Origin of the sequence: Pseudomonas putida NBRC 14164 (genome assembly GCF_000412675.1) — a bacterium.
GTDB classification, from domain to species: domain Bacteria; phylum Pseudomonadota; class Gammaproteobacteria; order Pseudomonadales; family Pseudomonadaceae; genus Aquipseudomonas; species Aquipseudomonas putida.
In genome coordinates, this window is record NC_021505.1 from 1755646 (window position 1) to 1776887 (window position 21242).

Annotated in this window: 11 protein-coding genes; 4 read left to right on the forward strand and 7 right to left on the reverse strand. The window is 65.2% G+C overall.

Translation table 11 applies throughout. The features are described from left to right. Nucleotides 1-295 precede the first annotated feature (295 nt). Genes ccoP through ccoN form a run of 4 tightly spaced genes read right to left on the reverse strand, consistent with a single transcriptional unit; the run spans nt 296 to nt 3489 of the window. Nucleotides 296-1237: a cytochrome-c oxidase, cbb3-type subunit III gene (gene ccoP / locus PP4_RS07745; protein ID WP_016498646.1), complete on the reverse strand. Its 942-nt coding sequence runs from the start codon at nt 1235-1237 to the stop codon at nt 296-298. Beyond that, a complete protein-coding gene (locus PP4_RS07750; RefSeq protein WP_016498647.1) occupies nt 1234-1437 on the reverse strand; it encodes a cbb3-type cytochrome oxidase subunit 3 in 204 nt (67 codons plus the stop codon). The genes ccoP and PP4_RS07750 overlap by 4 nt, the downstream gene beginning before the upstream one ends. A 5-nt stretch (nt 1438-1442) precedes the next feature. Next, the gene (gene ccoO, locus PP4_RS07755) at nt 1443-2051 is read right to left on the reverse strand and encodes a cytochrome-c oxidase, cbb3-type subunit II (RefSeq protein WP_016498648.1); all 609 of its coding nucleotides are present in this window, start codon (nt 2049-2051) and stop codon (nt 1443-1445) included. A gap of 13 nt (nt 2052-2064) precedes the next feature. After that, complete coding sequence (gene ccoN / locus PP4_RS07760; protein WP_016498649.1) at nt 2065-3489, reverse strand: cytochrome-c oxidase, cbb3-type subunit I; 1425 nt, start codon at nt 3487-3489, stop codon at nt 2065-2067. Between the two features lie 50 nt (nt 3490-3539). Here ccoN and PP4_RS07765 point away from each other — a divergent pair, with 50 nt between their 5' ends. Then, nucleotides 3540-4232, forward strand: a complete 693-nt coding sequence (locus PP4_RS07765; protein ID WP_041167653.1) for an alpha/beta family hydrolase — start codon at nt 3540-3542, stop codon at nt 4230-4232. 114 nt (nt 4233-4346) lie between these two features. On the opposite strand, the gene ppnP is transcribed toward PP4_RS07765, so the two are convergent. Next, entirely contained in the window at nt 4347-4631 is a 285-nt protein-coding gene (gene ppnP, locus PP4_RS07770) for a pyrimidine/purine nucleoside phosphorylase (protein WP_016498651.1), read from the reverse strand. A 73-nt stretch (nt 4632-4704) separates the two neighbouring features. Next, a complete protein-coding gene (locus PP4_RS07775) occupies nt 4705-5256 on the reverse strand; it encodes an exonuclease domain-containing protein (RefSeq protein ID WP_016498652.1) in 552 nt (183 codons plus the stop codon). Nucleotides 5257-5427: 171 nt separating this feature from the next. Between PP4_RS07775 and PP4_RS07780 the strand changes: the two genes are divergently transcribed. Together PP4_RS07780 and PP4_RS07785 are read left to right on the forward strand one after the other, a co-directional pair. Continuing rightward, complete coding sequence (locus PP4_RS07780) at nt 5428-6228, forward strand: substrate-binding periplasmic protein (protein WP_016498653.1); 801 nt, start codon at nt 5428-5430, stop codon at nt 6226-6228. A gap of 63 nt (nt 6229-6291) precedes the next feature. Then, nucleotides 6292-7305, forward strand: a complete 1014-nt coding sequence (locus PP4_RS07785) for a GNAT family N-acetyltransferase (RefSeq protein WP_016498654.1) — start codon at nt 6292-6294, stop codon at nt 7303-7305. A gap of 53 nt (nt 7306-7358) precedes the next feature. Here PP4_RS07785 and PP4_RS07790 read toward each other — a convergent pair whose 3' ends face one another. Beyond that, nucleotides 7359-7889 carry an RNA polymerase factor sigma-70 gene (locus PP4_RS07790; RefSeq protein WP_016498655.1) on the reverse strand — a complete coding sequence of 177 codons (531 nt, stop codon included), beginning with the start codon at nt 7887-7889 and terminating at the stop codon, nt 7359-7361. Nucleotides 7890-8195: 306 nt separating this feature from the next. Here PP4_RS07790 and PP4_RS07795 point away from each other — a divergent pair, with 306 nt between their 5' ends. Continuing rightward, a complete protein-coding gene (locus tag PP4_RS07795; protein ID WP_016498656.1) occupies nt 8196-21149 on the forward strand; it encodes a non-ribosomal peptide synthetase in 12954 nt (4317 codons plus the stop codon). Nucleotides 21150-21242: the final 93 nt, after the last annotated feature.

Below are 21242 nucleotides of genomic sequence, written 5' to 3' on the forward strand. Positions count from 1 at the left end.
TACACAAATAAATATTTGTAATGTGTACCGTTTTTCACCTTTTTCTGATCGATCGGTCAAGCTTTTTTTGGGGCGGCGACAGGCTATGCGCCGCGTCTGCTTCAGTCCTTTCGGAGCGAAGCCCACTGAGGCAACAAGCTTAGTTGTGTTCGGAGGGGGTGCAAGGAGGGGGTAGAGCGGGGAGAGGGGCTGCTTTGCAGCCCATTCGCAGCACAAGGCTGCTCCTACAGTTGTTACGCGATCCCTGTAGGAGCAGCCTTGTGCTGCGAATGGGCCGCAAAGCGGCCCCGGGGTACTACTTGGAGGTCACCGTTTCAGCAGCGCTATCTTGCGACAGGCTATACACATAAGCCGCCAGCAGGTGCACCTTGTCGTTGCCCTGGATATCGGCCTGCGCCGGCATCTGCCCTTGGCGACCATAACGAATGGTCTGCTGCAGCTGGGCAAAGCTCGATCCGTAGATGAACGCCTGCGGGTGGGTCAGGTCGGGTGCGCCCATGGCAGGGGTACCCTTGCCTTCAGGCCCGTGGCAAGCCACGCAGTTGGCAGCGAAGATCTCCTTGCCCTTGACCACGTCGGCCTTGTTCCCTTCAGGCAGGCTGCGGCCGTCAAGGTTGGTCAGCACGAATGCGGCCACATCGGCCACGCCCTGATCACCGATCACCTCGGCCCACGCTGGCATCACGCCATGACGGCCATTCATGATCGAAGCCTTGATGGTTTCTGCTTCGCCGCCCCAGCGCCAATCCTTGTCGGTGAGGTTGGGGAAGCCGAAGGCACCCTTGGCGTCCGAGCCGTGGCACACCGAGCAGTTGGAGGCAAACAGGCGGCCGCCCATTTTCAGCGCCTGCGGGTCCTTGGCCACTTCTTCTACGGGCATGGCGGCGTATTTGGCGAAGATCGGGCCGAACCTGGCGTCAGCCTTGTCCATTTCCTTTTGCCATTCGTTGACGCCGGTCCAGCCATTTTCATAGCCCGGCAGGATGCCTTTCCAGTTGCCCAGGCCCGGGTAGAGGATGAGGTAGCCGACCGAGAACACCAAGGTGCCGACGAACAGCCAGAACCACCACTTGGGCAGCGGGTTGTCGTACTCCTCGATGCCGTCGAAGCTGTGGCCCATGGTCTGGTCGGTGGTGTTCTTGCTCTCGCCCTTGCGGGTGGCGAGCAGCAGCCAGGTCAGGCCGATCAGGCTACCGATGGTCAGTACGCTGATGTACGTACTCCAGAAGGTGGTCATTGCCCGTTACTCCTTGCAGCAGTCGTGGCAGCAGGTTCCTGCCCGCTAGTGGGCAGGTGGTCGTCGACGAAGGGCAGCAGGCGCGCTTCGGCGAAATCACGGTCGCGGCGGCGGTTGAATACCCACAGGGAGAGGCCGATAAAGGCGATCATTACCACCAGGGTGCCCAGGCCGCGGATCATGCCGATGTCCATTTCCATCGCACTCACCTCTTGTTCTTGATCGCGGTGCCGAGCACCTGCAGGTAGGCGACCAGTGCATCCATCTCGGTCTTGCCCTTGACCGCGTCGCGGGCGCCGGCAATGTCGTCGTCGGAATACGGCACGCCCAGGGTGCGCAAGGTGCGCATCTTGACGTCGGTGTGGCTGTTGTCGACCTGCTGGGCGACCAGCCACGGGTACGACGGCATCTTCGACTCCGGCACCACGTTGCGCGGGTTGTACAGGTGCGCGCGGTGCCAGTCGTCCGAGTAACGGCCGCCAACACGGGCCAGGTCCGGCCCGGTGCGCTTGGAGCCCCACAGGAACGGGTGGTCCCACACGCTCTCGCCGGCCACCGAGTAGTGGCCGTAGCGCTCGGTTTCGGCGCGGAACGGGCGGATCATCTGCGAGTGGCAGCCCACGCAACCTTCGCGGATGTAGATATCGCGGCCTTCCAGTTGCAGCGCGGTGTAGGGTTTCATGCCTTCCACCGGCTTGTTGGTGACGTCCTGGAAGAACAGCGGGACGATCTGGGTCAGGCCGCCGATACTGACGGCGAACACCATCAGCAGGGCCATCAGGCCGACGTTTTTCTCGATGACTTCATGTTTCATCAGGCGTTTCTCCTCAAGCCAACTGGGCGTTCGCAGGGGCGACGTCAAGCGCTGGCGAACGCACGGTGCGCCAGGTGTTCCAGGCCATCAGGAACATGCCGCTGAGGAAGATCGCGCCGCCGACGAAGCGCACGACAAAGCCTGGGTGGCTGGCCACCAGGGTTTCCACGAACGAATAGGTGAGCGTGCCGTCGCTGTTGACTGCGCGCCACATCAGGCCCTGGGCGATGCCGTTGACCCACATCGAGGCGATGTAAAGCACGGTGCCGATGGTGGCCAGCCAGAAGTGCGCGTTGATCAGGCCAAGGCTGTACATGCGTTCCTTGCCGAACACTTTCGGGATGGTGTGGTACAGCGCACCGATCGAGATCATTGCCACCCAGCCGAGGGCGCCGGCATGCACGTGGCCGATGGTCCAGTCGGTGTAGTGGGACAGGGCGTTGACCGTCTTGATGGCCATCATCGGCCCTTCGAAGGTGGACATGCCGTAGAACGCCAGCGATACCACCAGGAAGCGCAGGATCGGGTCGCTGCGCAATTTGTGCCAGGCGCCCGACAGGGTCATCATGCCGTTAATCATGCCGCCCCAGCTCGGTGCCAGCAGGATCAGCGACATCACCATGCCCAGCGACTGCGCCCAGTCGGGCAGGGCGGTGTAGTGCAGGTGGTGCGGGCCGGCCCAGATGTACAGGGTGATCAGCGCCCAGAAGTGCACGATCGACAGGCGATAGGAATACACCGGGCGTTCGGCCTGCTTGGGCACGTAGTAGTACATCATCCCCAGGAAGCCCGCAGTCAGGAAGAAGCCTACTGCGTTGTGGCCGTACCACCACTGCACCATGGCATCGGTGGCGCCAGCGTACACCGAGTACGACTTGGTCAGGCTGACCGGCAGTTCCAGGTTGTTGACGATATGCAGCAGCGCCACGGTGAGGATGAAGGCACCGAAGAACCAGTTACCCACGTAGATGTGCTTGGTGTTGCGCTTCATCAGCGTGCCGAAGAACACGATGGCGTAGCCCACCCAGACGATGGTGATCAGGATATCGATCGGCCATTCCAGTTCGGCGTATTCCTTGGAGCTGGTGTAGCCCAGTGGCAGGCTGATGGCCGCCAGCAGGATCACCAGTTGCCAGCCCCAGAAGGTGAACGCGGCCAGGCGCGGTGCAAACAGGGTGGTCTGGCAGGTGCGTTGCACCGAATAATAGGAGGTGGCGAACAGCGCGCAGCCGCCGAAAGCGAAGATCACCGCATTGGTATGCAGGGGGCGCAGGCGGCCAAAGCTGGTCCAGGGGAGGTCGAAGTTGAGGGAAGGCCAGGCGAGCTGGGCGGCGATGAAGACGCCGAGCCCCATCCCGACGATTCCCCACACCACCGTCATGATGGCGAATTGGCGGACCACCTTGTAGTTATAGGCGGTACTGCTGGTTGTGTTCATGTATGGGTTCCCATCCACGGTTATTTGGCAGGCTTTACAGCGAGGCAAGCATGATTAATGGGCAAAGTGCCGGTATTGACGGGGATCAATGGGCGAAGGTCGGAAATGTCCCAGGCTTGCGCTGCGATCCACCACAAGCGCAGGGCAAGGACGGCTACAAGGGCTGCCTGATCCTGGCCCACGGCGCAGGTGCGCCGATGGACAGCGGGTTCATGGACGAAATGGCGCAAAGGCTTGCGGCGCTTGGGGTGGCGGTAGTGCGCTTCGAGTTCCCGTACATGGCCGAGCGCAGGGTTACCGGCGGCAAACGGCCGCCGAACCCGCAGAAAGTGCTGCTGGAATGCTGGCGCGAGGTGTACCGGCAGGTGCGACCTTTGGTCGCGGGCAAGCTGGCCGTGGGTGGCAAGTCCATGGGCGGGCGCATGGCGAGCCTGTTGGCCGACGAACTGGACGCGGATGCGCTGGTGTGCCTGGGCTATCCGTTCTATGCGGTGGGTAAACCCGAGAAGCCACGTGTGGAGCACCTGGCCGGGCTGAAAACCCCGACATTGATCGTGCAGGGCGAACGGGATGCGCTGGGTAACCGCGAGGCGGTGGCGGGGTATGCGTTGTCGCCGGCAATCGAAGTGAGCTGGCTAGTGGCGGGGGACCATGACCTGAAGCCGTTGAAGGCCTCGGGGTTCAGCCATGAGCAGCATATGCAGTCGGCGGCGGAACGCGTTGCTGATTTCCTGAAGGATTAGTGCTGGATTCTTCGCGGGCTTGCCCGCTCCCACAAGGGCCGCATCCTTTCAAAGATCGGCGCAGAACCCTGTGGGAGCGGGCATGCCCGCGAAGAGGCCGGCACAGGCTGATGCTTAGTCGCGGTACTCGCACAGGTAAGCGGTATCCACCTTCACCTGCAGCTGGAACTTGCTGTTGGCGGCAACATTGAACTTGTCGCCCGCATTGAAGGTTTCCCAGTTGTCGCTGCCTGGCAGCTTCACGGTCAGCGCGCCCGATACCACGTGCATGATCTCGCGCTTGGCAGTGCCGAACTCGTATTCGCCCGGGGCCATGACGCCGACAGTAGCCGGGCCTTCTTCGCCCGCGAATGCGATCGACTTGACGGTGCCGTTGAAGTACTCGTTGACCTGGAACATGGGCGACTCCTGAAAAGGGGGATGAAAAAGGGCTGGCCAGTATGCCCAAGCCCACAGGCCTCGTCATCTGCTTTCAGGGGCTGCTGGCGGGTAGGGTCAACGGTAAAAGCCGCGCCGTGTTGCGCGCATCTTCAAGGGCCCGGTGCTGCTGCCCGCAAAAGTGCATGCCGGCCAGGTGCAGTGCACCGTTCAGGCCTGTGGGGCGCTGCAGGTGGCGGGCCTTGGCAAAGCGTTGCTTGAGGTTGATGTGCGGCAAGGTCCGTAGCAGGCTGTCGAGCCCGTGAAGCTGCCATTCCTGGTGCAGTTGCTGGCGGTCGTAGTCGCCCCAGCTGACCCAGGCCTGAAGCTGCTCACGGTGGGGCCCGAGCCAGCGCTCGAAGCTTGCCCACACATCGCGAAACGGCGCAGCGCTGTCCACATCGGCCTGGCTTATGTGCGTCAGTTCGCGGCAAAAAGGGGTCAGCTGTGGCCGCCGCCGTGGCCGCACGAAACACTGAAAGTGGTCGACCTCGCGGCCTTCGCGGGTAACCAAGCTGGCGCCGATTTCAATGACTTCCATTTCTGTTACCGGCCACCCACCCTCGTCGGTGGTGGCTTCCAGGTCGATCACCAACCAATGGCCCATACCAGGCTCCCTTGCAGATCCTGCTAGAGCGTAGCCAAACTCCGCGCATACGGCACCCCCTGGCATATTGCCGCCTGCTTTGTCACAAAGAGCGCGCACCAGCAGTTGTGCCGCTTCCGGAAAACGCCTAGCTTAAGCGGACCCAGGCATGAACCGTGATGAGCGTCCGTCTTGACTCCAGCACCCGGCCCCAAGGCCTTGTCCACCCTGATGTTGCTGGCCGTGTATTGGCTGGCGGTGCCGGCATGGGCTGCCGACGCCGTCGAGGTGAAGATTGGCGCGGCGCATTTCCCGCCCTACACGGTGCGCCCTGAACAGGGGGCCGACACCGGCCTGTTGCCGCAACTGGTCGACGCGCTCAACCGCTTGCAGCAGGGTTATCACTTCGTCCTGGTGCCCACTTCCATCCAGCGGCGTTTTGGTGACTTCCAGCAAGGCCGCACCGACATGGCGATTTTCGAGAACCCACAATGGGGCTGGGAGCAGATTGCCCACCAGACCGTCGACATGGGCCTGGAGGATGCCGAAGTGTTCGTTGCCCGCCAGGCCAATGGCAGCGACCCGCATTACTTCGACGACCTGAGTGACAAACGCCTGGCATTGTTCAACGGCTACCACTACGCGTTCGCCCGCTTCAACTCCGACCCCGACTACCTGCGCGAAGCCTACAACGCGACCCTGACCTACTCCCACGACAGCAACCTGCTGATGGTGCAGGCCGGCCGCGCCGATATCGCCCTGGTCACGCGCTCCTACCTCAGTGATTTCCTGGCGCGCAACCCGGCCAGCAGGGCGCAGCTGGTGCCTTCGCAGCGCATCGACCAGGTCTATCACCACTACGCCTTGCTGCGCCCGGGTGCCCCTATCGGCGAGCAGTCATTTGCCGGCCTGCTGCGTGACCTGCGTGACAGCGGTGAACTGGCACGGATCTTCGAGCCCTACCGAATTACCGTCTCGGTCCCCCAGGACTAAATTCACGCACTGCGGCAACGTTCTCAACAGTGAGCCTTTTCTTCATTTTCGTGAGTCCAGCCCATGCCGTTTGATGCCGCTTCGCAGCCCCAGTCACCGCCACGCTGGCGCAGCCTCAGTGCCGAGGAGGGTGACAGCTGGCTAAGCCTCACCCTCGAAGGCCGCCCACTGATCCAGGTGCGCCTGGAGGCGGGCGCTACCTTGCACGTCCACCTCGAGCGCGCCTGCGATGAGCGCCCCTATCAAGCCTTGTGGGCTGCCTGCTACTGGCTGCTGTCCCGCGATACGGGCTGCCAGCGCCTGGTCTGGCACTTGCCCGAGGTACAGCCCCAGGCACTGGCCAGTGGCTTGCTGCTGGTGGCTGAGCAAGCTGGCCAGTACCTGTGCGAGCGGGCGCTGTTCTGGCAACTGCCACAGCCATGGCTGGGTGATGCGCTGGCCTCGGTGTACCCGCAGCAGATGCAAATCAGCAACGGCAAGCGTCACCCGCGCCGCGCGCCCAAGCCCCGCGGTGAGGTGTACCGGCGCTTCGATGCGCGCCTGGGTAGCTGGGTGTCGCTGCGCACGCTGGAGATCGAGCACGACCTGGAGCGTTTCAACCGCTGGCAGAACAACCCGCGGGTGGATGCGTTCTGGCAGGAGGGCGGCACGCTGGCGCAGCACCGCGAGTACCTGGGCAAGCTGGAGGCCGACCCGCATACCCTGACACTGATCGGCTGCTTTGATGATGAGCCGTTTGCCTACTTCGAGGCGTACTGGGCGAAGGAAGATCGCATTGCGCCGTTCTACGCGGCCGATGACTACGACCGCGGCATCCACATGCTGGTAGGGGAGGAGAACCATCGCGGGCCGCCCAAGGTGGCCAGCTGGCTATCGGCGCTGGTGCACTACCTGTTTCTGGATGACCCGCGTACCCAGCGGGTGGTGGCTGAGCCACGTGCCGACAACGGCAAGATGATCGGCTACATGCACGACCAGTGCTTCCATTGCGACAAGGAATTCGACTTCCCGCACAAGCGTGCGGCGCTGATGATTCTGGGGCGGGAACGGTTCTTCGATCGCTGCAAGCTGGCTTGATACCGAGTTTGCTTCTTCGCGGGCATGCCCGCGAAGAAGCAAACCCTGTGTGATCAGGCCTGCCGATTGGCGGTCTTGCGGCAATGCACCAGCGCATCGCGGATCATGAAGTTGACCAGTGTCGGCGACACCCCCAGCTCCTTGGCAATGTCCTTCTGCGGTACGCCATGCAGGCGGTACATCTCGAACGCATAGCGGGTACGCTGCGGCAGTTCGTTCAGCGCCTCGGCAATGTCGTCCAGCGCTGCGAGGTTGATGTGGGTCGCTTCGGGCGAGGCGTTCTGGAGGACCACGTTCAGGCCTTCCTCCTCGCTGCCGGAGTACTTCAGCTCCATCGCCTGCTTACGGTAGTGGTCAATCGCCAGGTTGCGCACAATCTGGAACAGGTAGCTGAGCTGCGCCTTGAACGACGAGGTGATCTGCGGGGCAGCGTTGAGCCGGAAAAAGGCATCCTGCACCACATCTTCGGCGCGCGAGCGGCAACCGGTGATGCGGGCGGCGATCTTGACCAGGATGCTGCGATTGTCGACGAAGGCCTGCAGTAATGGTGAATCGCACTTACTTGTGGATAGTTGTTCCGCCATGGAAATCACCTTGTCACAGAGGGGAAAGGAGGCCCCCAAGGCTGGGAAGCTTCCTACGACGTGCGACAAGCTATTCAGAATGATAATGATTGTCAAATACGAAACGTAATTAGTATCTGTATCTTTCAGTTCTAAGCCCGCAGTGTGAAACGGTTCACCCTTGGCCCCTTCTGGCACCGCGTAATCCCCGCTAATTTCTGCCCCCGCCCATCCGTTCTCCTGTGTACATCCTCGGTCGCCACTCGCTGTCCGCCCACGTTCGCGGAGTAGCCGGCACGCCCCAACAGACACTGGCAGGAACACCCCATGACGGACGCCTTCGAACTCCCGCTCTCGCTGGTCCAGGCACTGGCGCAACGCGCCGCGCAGACCCCGGACAAGATCGCCTTGCGCTTTCTGGCCGACGCCCCCGGCGAGCAGGCCGTGCTCAGTTACCGGGACCTCGACCAGCGCGCACGCACCATCGCCGCCGCCTTGCAGGCCCGTGCCGGCTTCGGCGACCGTGCGGTGCTGTTGTTCCCCAGTGGTCCGGACTACGTGGCGGCGTTCTTCGGTTGCCTGTATGCCGGGGTGATCGCGGTGCCGGCTTACCCGCCGGAGTCTGCGCGTCAGCATCACCAGGAACGTTTGCTGTCGATCATCGACGATGCCGAGCCGCGCCTGCTGCTGACGGTCGCGGCGTTGCACGGCAGCCTGCAAGGCCTGGAAGCGCTGGCGGCGGACAACGGCCCTGAACTGCTGGCAGTGGACGGCCTGGACCCGGCGCTGGCCGCGGACTGGCGCGAGCCCGCGCTGCAAGGTGATGACATCGCCTTCCTGCAGTACACCTCTGGCTCCACTGCGCTCCCCAAGGGCGTGCAGGTCAGCCATGGCAACCTGGTGGCCAACGAGCAGTTGATCCGCCAGGGCTTCGGCATCGACCTCAACCCCGACGACGTGATCGTCAGCTGGTTGCCGCTGTACCACGACATGGGCCTGATTGGCGGCCTGCTGCAGCCCATCTTCAGCGGCGTGCCGTGCGTGCTGATGTCGCCGGGTTACTTCCTGGCCCGGCCGCAGCGCTGGTTGCAGGCCATCAGCGAGTATGGCGGTACCATCAGCGGTGGCCCCGACTTTGCCTACCGCCTGTGCAGCGAGCGGGTCAGCGAGGCCTCGTTGGCCGGGCTCGACCTGAGCCGCTGGCGCGTGGCTTATTCCGGCTCCGAGCCGATCCGCCAGGACAGCCTGGCGACGTTCGCCGACAAGTTCCGGGCCTGCGGCTTCGACCCGCAGAGCTACTTCGCCAGCTACGGCCTGGCCGAAGCCACCCTGTTCGTCAGCGGCAGCCGCCGTGGCCAGGGCATCGCCGCGCTGGAACTGGACGCCGAAGCCTTCGCCGCCAACCGTGCCGAGCCGGGCAAAGGCAGCGTGCTGATGAGCTGCGGCTACCCGCAGCCCGGTCACGCGGTACGTATCGTCGAGCCGCAGCACCTGCAGGTGCTGGGCGACAACCAGGTCGGCGAAATCTGGGCCGGTGGCCCGAGCATCGCCCTGGGTTACTGGCGCAACCCCGAGGCCAGTGCCCGCACCTTCGTCGAGATGGACGGCCAGACCTGGCTGCGCACCGGTGACCTGGGCTTCATGCGCGACGGTGAGGTGTTTGTCACCGGGCGCCTGAAAGACATGCTGATCGTGCGCGGCCAGAACCTGTACCCGCAGGACCTGGAAAAAACCCTCGAACGCGAGGTCGAGGTGCTGCGCAAGGGCCGGGTGGCAGTGTTTGCCGTCGAGCAGCAGGGCGAGGAGGGCATCGGCGTGGCGGTGGAGATCAGCCGCAACGTGCAAAAGGCAATCAAGCCCCAGGACCTGATCAAAACCCTGCGCCAAGTGATCGCCGACGCCTGCCGCCAGGCCCCGGCTGTGGTCCTGTTGCTGAACCCGGGCGCGCTGCCCAAGACCTCCAGTGGCAAGCTGCAGCGCTCGGCCTGCCGCCTGCGCATGGACGATGGCAGCCTGGACTGCTACGCCCGCTTCCCTGATGTGAGCGAAGCCGCTGCAAGCGCGGCTGGTGGCGATGAACTGCAAACACGCATCGCCGCCGTGTGGCGCGACATCCTCAAGCTGGAGGCGGTTGCAGCAGACGACCACTTCCTGCTGCTGGGCGGCAACTCCATCGCCGCCACCCAGGCCACCGCACGCCTGGCCGATGAGCTGGGCATCAACCTGAGCCTGCGCACCCTGTTCGAAGTGCCAGTGCTGGCTGATTACAGTAACGCCGTGGCCTCGATCATCGCTGAAGGCGCGGCCGGCACCGCCACCATCGCAACGCTGGAACGCGCCCAGGCCTTGCCCCAGTCGCTGGCGCAAAACCGCTTGTGGCTGACGTGGCAGTTGCAGCCACAATCGGCCGCCTACAACATCCCGGCCGGCCTGCAACTGCGCGGCGAGCTGGATGAAAGCGCCCTGGAAGCCGCCTTCCAGATGCTGGTGGTGCGTCACGAATCCCTGCGCACCGTATTCTGCGAAGAAAACGGCCTGGCCCTGCAACGCATCTTGCCGCACCAGCCGTTCAGCCTGCGCCGCCTGGGCCTCGAAGGCCAAACCCCCGAGCAGGTCAGCGCCGCGCGTGAAGCCGAAGCCCGTCAGCCGTTCGACCTGACCCAGGGCCCGTTGCTGCGGGTGACCTTGGCACGCCTGGACGACGAACACCATCAGCTGTGGGTGACCCTGCACCACATCGTCGCTGACGGTTGGTCGCTGAACATCCTGCTGGATGAATTCGCCAAGCTTTACGCGGCCCGCTGCCAGGGCCTGGGGGCCAGCCTGGCGCCGCTTACCCTGGGTTACGCTGACTACGGCACCTGGCAGCGCCAATGGCTGGCCGCCGGTGAAGCCGAGCGCCAGCTGCAGTACTGGAAGGCACAGTTGGGCGATGAACTGCCGGTGCTTGACCTGTGCACCGACCACCCCCGCGCCAGCCAGCGCGGGTACGGTGCTGCGCGGTTCAACCTCAAAGTGCCTGCCAAGCTTGCCGAAGCCCTCAAGGGCCTGGCACGTGAACAGCAGGCCAGCCTGTTCATGGTCCTGCTGGCCGGCTGGCAGGCGCTGTTGCACCGCTACAGCGGCCAGGCCGACATCCATGTCGGTGTGCCCAATGCCAACCGCCCGCGCCTGGAAGCCCAAGGCATGGTCGGCTTCTTCATCAATACCCAGGTACTGTGCGCGCAGCTCGATGGCCGCTTGCCATTCGCGCAGTTGCTGGCCCAGGTGCGCCAGGCCACCCTTGAGGCGCAGGCCAACCAGGACCTGCCGTTTGAACAACTGGTCGAAGCCCTGCCGGAAGCCCGTGAGCAAGGCCTGTTCCAGGTCATGTTCAACCACCAGCAACGCGACCTGTCGGCCCTGCGCCGCCTGCCGGGGCTGTTAGCGGAGGAGCTGCCGTGGCACAGCCGCGAAGCCAAGGTTGACCTTCAGCTGCACAGCGAAGAAGACCATCAGGGCCGCCTGAGCCTGGCCTTCGACTATGCCGCAGAGCTGTTCGAAGCCAGCACCGTCAAACGTCTGGCCCATCACCTGCTGGCCCTGCTGGAACAGGTGTGCGGCGCGCCGCAGCGGCCGCTGGGCGAAGTGCAATTGCTCGACGAGCCTGGCCGCGCGCAACTGTTGGGCTGGGGCCGCGCACCGGCTGCCGCGCCGCCAAGCCTGTTGGTAGAACAGCTCAACGAACAGGCCCGCCGGACCCCTCAACGCACTGCACTGGCCTGGGACGGCGGCAGCCTCGACTACGCCGAACTGCACCAGCAGGCCAACCGCCTGGCCCATTACCTGCGCGACAAAGGCGTCGGCCCCGACACCTGCGTAGCCATTGCCATCGAGCGTTCGCCACAGTTGCTGGTTGGCCTGCTGGCCATCCTCAAGGCCGGCGGCGCCTACGTGCCGCTGGACGTCGACTACCCGGCCGAACGCCTGGCCTACATGCTCGCCGACTGCAACGCCGGCCTGATGCTGAGCCACAGCAGCCTGCTGGGCAAGCTCCCGCAGGTCGACGGAGTCAGCGCCATCGCCATTGACCAGTTGCACCTGGACAGCTGGCCCAGCCAGGCTCCCGGCCTGCACCTGCACGGCGACAACCTGGCCTACGTGATCTACACCTCCGGCTCCACTGGCCAGCCCAAGGGCGTGGGCAATACCCATGCGGCGCTGGCCGAGCGCCTGCAGTGGATGCAGGCCACCTACGCGCTGAATGACAGCGATGTGCTGATGCAAAAGGCGCCGATCAGCTTCGATGTGTCAGTGTGGGAATGCTTCTGGCCGCTGGTAACCGGCTGCAAGCTTGTACTCGCCGGCCCCGGCGAACACCGCGACCCGCAGCGCATCGCCGCGCTGGTACAGGCCCATGGCGTGACCACGCTGCACTTCGTGCCGCCGCTGTTGCAGGTGTTTGCCCAGGAGCCGCAGGCGGGCGCCTGCAGCAGCCTGCGCCGGGTGTTCTCCGGTGGCGAAGCATTGCCTGCGGCGCTGCGTGGCCGCGTGCTGCAAGTGTTGCCGCAGGTGCAGTTGCACAACCGCTATGGCCCGACCGAAACCGCCATCAACGTCACCCATTGGCACTGCCAGGCGGAGGACGGCGAGCGCTCGCCCATCGGCCGCCCGCTGGGCAATGTGCTGTGCCGTGTGCTGGACGATGAGCTTGAACTGGCCGCCCCCGGGGTACCGGGCGAGTTGTACCTCGGTGGCGCGGGCCTGGCCCGTGGCTATTTGGGCCGCCCGGGCCTCACTGCCGAGCGCTTCGTGCCCCAGGCCGACGGCCATGGCGAGCGCCTGTACCGCAGCGGCGACCGCGCCCGCTGGCAGGTGCAGCTTGAGGCCCTGGAATACCTCGGTCGCCTCGACCAGCAGGTAAAGGTGCGGGGTTTCCGCGTCGAGCCAGAAGAAGTGCAGGCCTGCCTGTTGGCACAGCCGGGCGTGGAACAGGCGCTGGTGCTGATTCACAAGGACGCCGTTGGCGCGCAGCTGGTGGGTTACTACAGTGGCAGTGCACAGCCAGCCGAAGTCTTGGCCGTGCTGGCTGAGCAACTGCCCGCGTACATGGTGCCGGCCCAGCTTATCCCGTTGGCACAGCTGCCGCTGGGCCCCAGCGGCAAGGTCGACCGCAAGGCACTGCCGGCACCGGTGTGGCAGCAACGCGAACATGTCGAGCCCCACACCGAGTTGCAGCAACAGGTCGCCGCCATCTGGCGTGAGGTGCTGAACCTGCCGCGCGTCGGCCTGCAGGACGACTTCTTCGCCCTGGGCGGGCACTCGCTGCTGGCCACTCAGATCGTCTCGCGCAGCCGCCAGGCCTGCGATGTCGAGCTGCCGCTCAAGGCGCTGTTCGAAGCCAGCGAACTGGGCGCCTTCTGTGCCGAGATTGCACGTATCCGCGCGGCCGGCGAGCGCAACCTGCAAGGCGCAATCGCCCGCGTCGACCGGCGTCAGGCGGTGCCGCTGTCGTATTCGCAGCAGCGCATGTGGTTCCTCTGGCAAATGGAGCCGGACAGCCCGGCGTACAACGTCGGCGGCATGGCACGCCTGCGCGGCACCCTGCATGTGGACGCTTTCGAGCGTGCGTTGCAGGCGTTGATCGTGCGCCATGAAACCTTGCGCACCACCTTCCCCAGCGTCGACGGGGTGCCGTACCAGTGCGTGGCCGAAGACAGTGGCCTGCACCTCGACTGGCAGGACTTCAGTGCCTTGCCCCTCGATGCCCGCCAGCAACACCTGCAACAACTTGCCGACGACCAGGCGCACCAGCCGTTCGACCTGGAGCGCGGCCCGCTGCTGCGCGCCTGCCTGGTCAAGGCTGACGAGCGCGAGCATTTCTTCGTGCTCACCCTGCACCACATCGTCACCGAAGGCTGGGCCATGGACATTTTCGCCCGCGAGCTAGGCGAACTGTACGAAGCCTTTGTCGATGACCGCGAGTCGCCGCTGGCGCCGCTGCCGGTGCAATACCTGGACTACAGCGTATGGCAACGGCAATGGCTGGAAAGCGGCGAGGGCGCTCGTCAACTGGCCTACTGGAAGGACCGCCTGGGTGACGAGCACCCGGTGCTGGCGTTGCCTGCCGACCGCCCGCGCCCGGCAGTACAGAGCCACCGCGGGGAGCTGTTCCGCTTTGAACTCGACCCGGCGCTGGTCGCCCGCGTGCATGCCTTCAACAGCCAGCGCGGCCTGACCTTGTTCATGACCATGACCGCCACCCTGGCCGCCTTGCTGCACCGCTACAGCGGCCAGCGTGACCTGCGCATTGGCGCGCCGGTGGCCAACCGCATCCGCCCGGAAAGCGAAGGCCTGATTGGCGCATTTCTCAATACCCAGGTGCTGCGCTGCGAGCTGGATGGCCAGATGACCGCCAACGCACTGCTGGAGCAGATGCGCCAGGCCGCCATCGAAGGCCAGTCGCACCAGGACCTGCCGTTCGACCAGTTGGTGGAAGCGTTGCTACCGCCGCGCAGTAGCGCTTACAACCCGCTGTTCCAGGTGATGTGCAACGTGCAGCGCTGGGCTTTCCAGCAAAGCCGCACACTGGCCGGCATGCAGGTGGATTACCTGCTCAATGACGCCAGTGCCACCAAGTTCGACCTGTACCTGGAGGTCACCGACCTCGACGGCCGCCTGGGTTGCTGCCTGACCTACAGCCGCGACCTGTTTGACGAACCCCGCATAGCGCGCATGGCCGAGCACTGGCAGCAGCTGCTGGTCAGCCTGCTAGACAACCCGCAGCAGCGCCTGTGCGAGCTGCCGATGCTGAGCAGCGCCGAACAGCAGGTGCTGGCGGGCCAGTTGCAGGGCGAGCAGGACTTCGACCTCGACCAGACCCTGCACGGCCTGTTCGCCGCCCAGGCGGCCCGCACGCCACAGGCTGGCGCGCTGACCTTCGCCGGCCAGCACATGAGCTATGCCGAGCTCGACCAGCAGGCCAACCGCCTGGCCCGTGCCCTGCGTGAGCGTGGCGTCGGCCCGCAGGTGCGCGTGGGCCTGGCACTGGAGCGTTCGCTGGAAATGGTCGTCGGCCTGCTGGCCATCCTCAAGGCCGGCGGCGCCTACGTGCCGCTTGACCCCGAGTACCCACTCGACCGCTTGCGCTACATGATCGAAGACAGCCGCATCGGCCTGCTGCTCAGCCAGCGTGAGCTGTTGCAAACCCTGGGCGAGCTGCCCGAGGGCGTGGCCCGCTGGAGCCTGGAGGACGATGCCGCCAGCCTGTCGGCCTACAGCGATGCGCCGCTGGACAACCTCAACCTGCCGCAGCATCAGGCTTACCTGATCTACACCTCCGGCTCCACCGGCAAGCCCAAGGGCGTGGTGGTCAGCCATGGTGAGTTCGCCATGCATTGCCAGGCGGTCATCGCCGCGTTCGGCATGCGCAGCGATGATTGCGAGCTGCATTTCTATTCGATCAACTTCGACGCTGCCAGCGAGCGCCTGTGGGTGCCGTTGCTGTGCGGTGCCCGTGTGGTGATGCGCGCCCAGGGGCAGTGGGGCGCCGAGGACATCTGCCAGCTGGTGCGCGAGCAGCAGGTGAGCATCCTGGGCTTTACCCCCAGCTACGGTAGCCAGCTGGCGCAATACCTGGGCGGGCAGGGCGAGCAACTGCCGGTGCGCCTGGTGATCACCGGTGGCGAAGCGCTGACCGGCGAGCACCTGCAGCGTATTCGCCAGGCCTTTGCGCCGCAGCAGTTCTTCAACGCCTACGGCCCGACCGAAACCGTGGTCATGCCGCTGGCCTGCCTGGCGCCAGAGGTGTTGCCTGCAGACCTTGGCAGTGTGCCGATTGGCCATGTCATCGGTAGCCGCTCCGCCTACATCCTCGACGAAGACCTGGCCGTGTTGCCGCAAGGTGGCATTGGTGAGCTGTATGTCGGCGGCGCCGGGCTGGCTCAGGGGTATCACGACCGGCCGGGCCTGAGCGCCGAGCGATTCGTCGCTGACCCGTTCAGCGCCGAAGGGGGCCGCTTGTATCGCACGGGCGACCTGGTGCGCCTGGGCACTGACGGCCTGGTCGAGTACGTCGGCCGTGCCGACCAGCAGGTGAAAATTCGCGGTTTCCGCATCGAACTGGGCGAGATCGAGAGCCGCTTGCAGGCGCATGCCGATGTCGACGAGGCCGTGGTGCTGGCCTTGGATCTACCGGGCGGCAAGCAGCTGGTGGGTTACCTGTTGTGCAAGCAGGCCACGGCTGGCAGCGAGGCGCAAAGCCAGCTGCGTGAAGCAGTGAAGGCCGATGCCCGCCAGCACCTGCCGGATTACATGGTGCCGGCGCATCTGGTGTTGCTCGACAGCTTGCCGCTGATGGGTAACGGCAAGCTCGACCGCCGTGCGCTGCCACTGCCAGACCTGGAGCAGGCGCGTCAACAGTACCAGCCCCCCGGCAACGAGGTGGAAGCGCAACTGGCGCAGATCTGGCGCGACGTGCTCAACGTTGCCCGGGTAGGGGTGCAGGATAACTTCTTCGAACTGGGCGGCGACTCGATCCTGTCGATCCAGGTGGTCAGCCGGGCCCGTCAGGCCGGCTTGCAATTCACCCCGCGCGACCTGTTCCAGCACCAGACCATCCAGACCCTGGCGGCCGTGGTTCGGTACAGCGAAGCCGCGAGCAGCATCGAGCAGGGCTTGCGCCAAGGCCAGACCGGCCTGACGCCGATCCAGCACTGGTTCTTCGACAGTGAAGTGCCACAGCCGCAGCACTGGAACCAGGCGGTGCTGCTGGAAGCTCGCCAACCATTGGATGAGGCCGCGCTTGGCCAGGCGTTGGCTGCACTGGTGCAGCACCACGACAGCCTGCGCCTGCGCTTCGACGAGGCCCGTGGCCGCTGGCAGGCCGAATACGCCCAGCCTGACGCGAGGCAATTGCTGTGGACCGCCACCGTGGCCGATTTTGCCGATTGTCAGGCGCTGTATACCGACCTGCAGCGCAGCCTCGACCTGCAGCAAGGTCCGCTGCTGCGCGCCTTGCTGGTGCGTGACGGGCAGGGCAGCCAGCGTTTGTTGCTGGCGATCCATCACCTGGTGGTCGATGGCGTGTCCTGGCGGGTGCTGCTGGAAGACCTGCAGGCGCTTTACCGTGGCCAACCGCTACCGGCCAAGACCCACAGCATGGGCGACTGGTCCGCGCGCCTGGCCAGCTACGCCGGCAGCGATTCGCTGCGCGACGAACTGGGCTGGTGGCAAGGCCAGCTGGGCGGCGTGCGCCGCGAACTGCCGTGCGATCACCCCCAGGGTGGCAACCTGCACCGCCACGCCCAGACACTGGCCATCGGCCTTGACGTGGAGCAGACCCGGCAACTGCTGCAACAGGCCCCGGCCGCCTACCACACCCAGGTCAACGACCTGCTGCTGACCGCACTGGCACGTGCCTTGAGCCGCTGGAGCGGCGATGAGGAAGTGCTGGTGCAGCTTGAAGGCCACGGCCGTGACGGGCTGTTCGAAGACATGGACCTGACCCGCAGCGTCGGCTGGTTCACCAACGCCTATCCGCTGAGCCTGCGCCCGCTACCGGGCGAGGACGACGCGGCGCGGGCCGGTTCCATCAAACGCATCAAGGAACAACTGCGACAGGTGCCGCACAAGGGCCTGGGCTACGGCGTACTGCGCTACCTGGGCGACACGGCCGGGCGCGAGCAGATGGCGGCCTTGCCGCAGGCGCGTATCACCTTCAACTACCTGGGCCAGTTCGACCAGCAATTTGACAGTGCGGCGCTGTTCCAGCCACTGGAGGCACCGGCCGGTCTGGCGCATGACCTCGACGCACCGCTGCCAAACTGGCTGAGCGTCGATGGCCAGGTGTACGGCGGCGCCTTGCAACTGCGCTGGACCTTCAGCGCCGAGCGCTATGACCCGCAGACCATCGCCCGCCTGGCCGAGGCCTATCGCCAGGAGTTGCTGGCGCTGGTCGCGCATTGCCTGGCCGATGGCAACGGCAGCTTCACCCCGTCGGACTTCCCGCTGGCGCACCTGACCCAGGAGCAGATCGACGCATTGCCGGTACCGGCTGTGCAGATCGAGGACGTTTTCCCGCTGACGCCAATGCAGGAAGGCATGTTGCTGCACACCCTGCTGGAGCCGGGCACCGGCCTCTACTACATGCAGGACCGCTACCGCATCAACAGCGCCTTGGACCCTGAACGTTTCGCCCAGGCCTGGCAGGCGGTAGTGGCGCGCCACGAAGCGTTGCGCGCCTCGTTCAGCTGGAACAGCGGCGAGGCGATGCTGCAGATCATCCACAAACCGGGCAACCTCGCGGTGGACTACCAGGACTGGCGCGGCCTTGCTGACGACGCCCAGGAGCAGCGCCTGCAAGCCCTGCACAAGCAGGAGCGCGAGGCCGGGTTTGCCCTGCTCAGTGAAGCACCGTTCCACCTGCGCCTGGTACGCGTGGCCGACGAGCGCTACTGGTTCATGATGAGCAACCACCACATCCTGATCGATGCCTGGTGCCGCTCGCTGCTGATGAACGATTTCTTCGAGGTCTACCAGGCCCTCGGCGAAGGCCGTCAGGCCCAGTTGCCGGTGCCGCCGCGTTACCGCGATTACATCGGCTGGTTGCAGCGCCAGGGCCTGGACGACGCACGCGCCTGGTGGCAGGCCAACCTGGCCGGCTTCGAGCGCGCCACGGCCATCCCCAGCGACCGCCCGCTGCGCCATGACCACGCCGGTAGCGGCATGATCGTCGGCGATTGCTACACCCGCCTGGAGGTAAGTGATGGCGTGCGCCTGCGCGAACTGGCCCAGGCTCACCAGCTTACCGTCAACACCTTCGCCCAGGCGGCCTGGGCGCTGGTGCTGGCGCGCTACAGTGGCGACCGCGATGTGGCCTTTGGCGTGACCGTGGCCGGGCGCCCGGTGAGCATGCCGCAGATGCAGCGCACCGTTGGCCTGTTCATCAACAGCGTTGCCCTGCGTGTGCAGTTGCCGGTATCGGGTGAGCGTTGCAGTGTGCGCCAGTGGTTGCAGGGCCTGCTGCAAAGCAACATGGAGCTGCGCGAGTACGAGTACCTGCCGCTGGTGGCGATCCAGGAGTGCAGCGAGCTGCCCAAGGGCCAGCCGCTGTTCGACAGCCTGTTCGTGTTCGAGAACGCGCCGGTGGAAACCGCCGTGCTCGACCACGCCCAGCACCTGAACGCCAGCTCCGACTCGGGCCGTACCCACACCAACTTCCCGTTGACGGCGGTGTGCTACCCGGGTGATGACCTGGGCCTGCACCTGTCGTTTGACCAGCGTTACTTTGATTACCCGACCGTCGAGCGCCTGCTGGCCGAGTTCAAGCGCCTGCTGCTGGCGCTGGTGCAGGGCTTTGATGGGGAGGTGAGCGCGCTGCCTCTGATGGGGGCAGACGAACAGCGCTTCCTGCTGGAAGACTGCAACCGCACCGAGCGGGCTTATCCGCTGGAGCAGAGCTACATCGCGCAGTTCGAAGCGCAGGTGGCTGCGCACCCTGAACGTACTGTGGCCCGCTGCCTGGAGGCCTCCTATGACTACGCCGGGCTGAACCTGGCGGCCAACCGCCTGGGCCACGCCTTGATCTCGGCCGGCGTAAAGGTGGACCAGCCGGTGGCGCTGCTGGCCGAGCGCGGGTTGCCGCTGCTGGGCATGATCGTTGGCAGCTTCAAGGCGGGCGCCGGCTATCTGCCGCTGGACCCGGGGCTGCCGGCCGCCCGCCTGCAAAGCATCATCCAGCTCAGCCGTACCCCGGTGCTGGTGTGCAGCGCGGCCTGTGCCGAGCAGGGCCGGCAGTTGCTGGGTGAGCTGGACGTTGCAGAACGGCCACAGCTGCTGGTGTGGGAAGACACCCAGGCCAGCCAGGTTGCCAGCCACAACCCGGGCATCCACAGTGGCCCGGACAACCTTGCCTATGTGATCTACACCTCAGGCTCGACTGGCTTGCCAAAAGGGGTGATGGTCGAGCAGCGCGGCATGCTCAACAACCAGTTGAGCAAGGTGCCGTATCTGGCGTTGAGCAATCAGGACGTCATTGCCCAGACTGCTTCGCAGAGCTTCGACATTTCGGTGTGGCAGTTCCTTGCCGCGCCGCTGTTCGGCGCCAAGGTCGAGATCGTGCCGAATGCCATCGCCCATGACCCGCAGGGCCTGCTGGCGCATGTGCAGGCCACCGGCATCACCGTGCTGGAAAGCGTGCCGTCGCTGATCCAGGGCATGCTGGCCAACGACCACCAGGCCCTCGCCGGCCTGCGCTGGATGCTGCCGACCGGCGAGGCCATGCCACCTGAGCTGGCCGCGCAGTGGTTGCAGCGGTACCCGCAGATCGGCCTGGTCAACGCCTACGGCCCGGCAGAATGCTCCGATGATGTGGCGTTCTTCCGCGTCGATGCCGCATCGACCCAAGGCAGTTACCTGCCGATCGGCACGCCGACCGACAACAACCGCCTGTACCTGTTCGGCGAAGAGCAGGCGCTGGTGCCGCTGGGCGCGGTGGGCGAGCTGTGCGTGGCGGGTACCGGCGTGGGCCGTGGCTATGTCGGCGATCCGGTGCGCACTGCCCTGGCGTTCATCCCACACCCCCATGGTGCCGCGGGCGAGCGCCTGTACCGCACCGGTGACCTGGCGCGCCAGCGCCCGGACGGTGTGTTGGAGTACGTCGGGCGCATCGACCACCAGGTGAAGATTCGCGGCTACCGCATCGAACTGGGCGAGATCGAAGCCCGCCTGCACGAGCAGGCCGAGATTCGTGATGCTGCGGTGGGCGTGCAGGAAGGCGTCAATGGCAAGCACCTGGTCGGTTACCTGGTGGCACACCAGGGTGTCGCCGCCGATGCCACATTGCTGGAGCAGATCAAGCAGCGCCTGCGTGCCGAGTTGCCGGAGTACATGGTGCCGCTGCACTGGGGTTGGTTCGACAGCCTGCCGCACAACGCCAACGGCAAGCTCGACCGCAAGGCGCTGCCAGCCATCGACATTGGCGGTCAGCACAGCCAGGCCTATCAGGCGCCGCGCAATGAGCTGGAGGAAGTGTTGGCCTGTATCTGGGCCGATGTGCTGAAGGCCGAGCGAGTGGGGGTGCACGACAACTTCTTCGAGCTGGGCGGGCATTCGCTGCTGGCCACGCAGATCGCCTCGCGGGTGCAGAAGCAGCTGCAGCTGAACGTGCCGCTGCGGGCGATGTTCGAGTGCAGCACGGTGGAGGAGCTGGCCGAGTATGTGCTGGGGTTGCAGGGCAGTGCGCTGGATGACGACAAGGTCGACCGGCTCAGTGACCTGATGGCCGAGCTCGAGGGGCTTTGAAGTGATTGGCTAGCCTGCACCGGCCTCTTCGCGGGCACGCCCGCTCCCACAGGTTATCGCGCCGCTCTCAAGGCTGTTGCAATACCCGTGGGA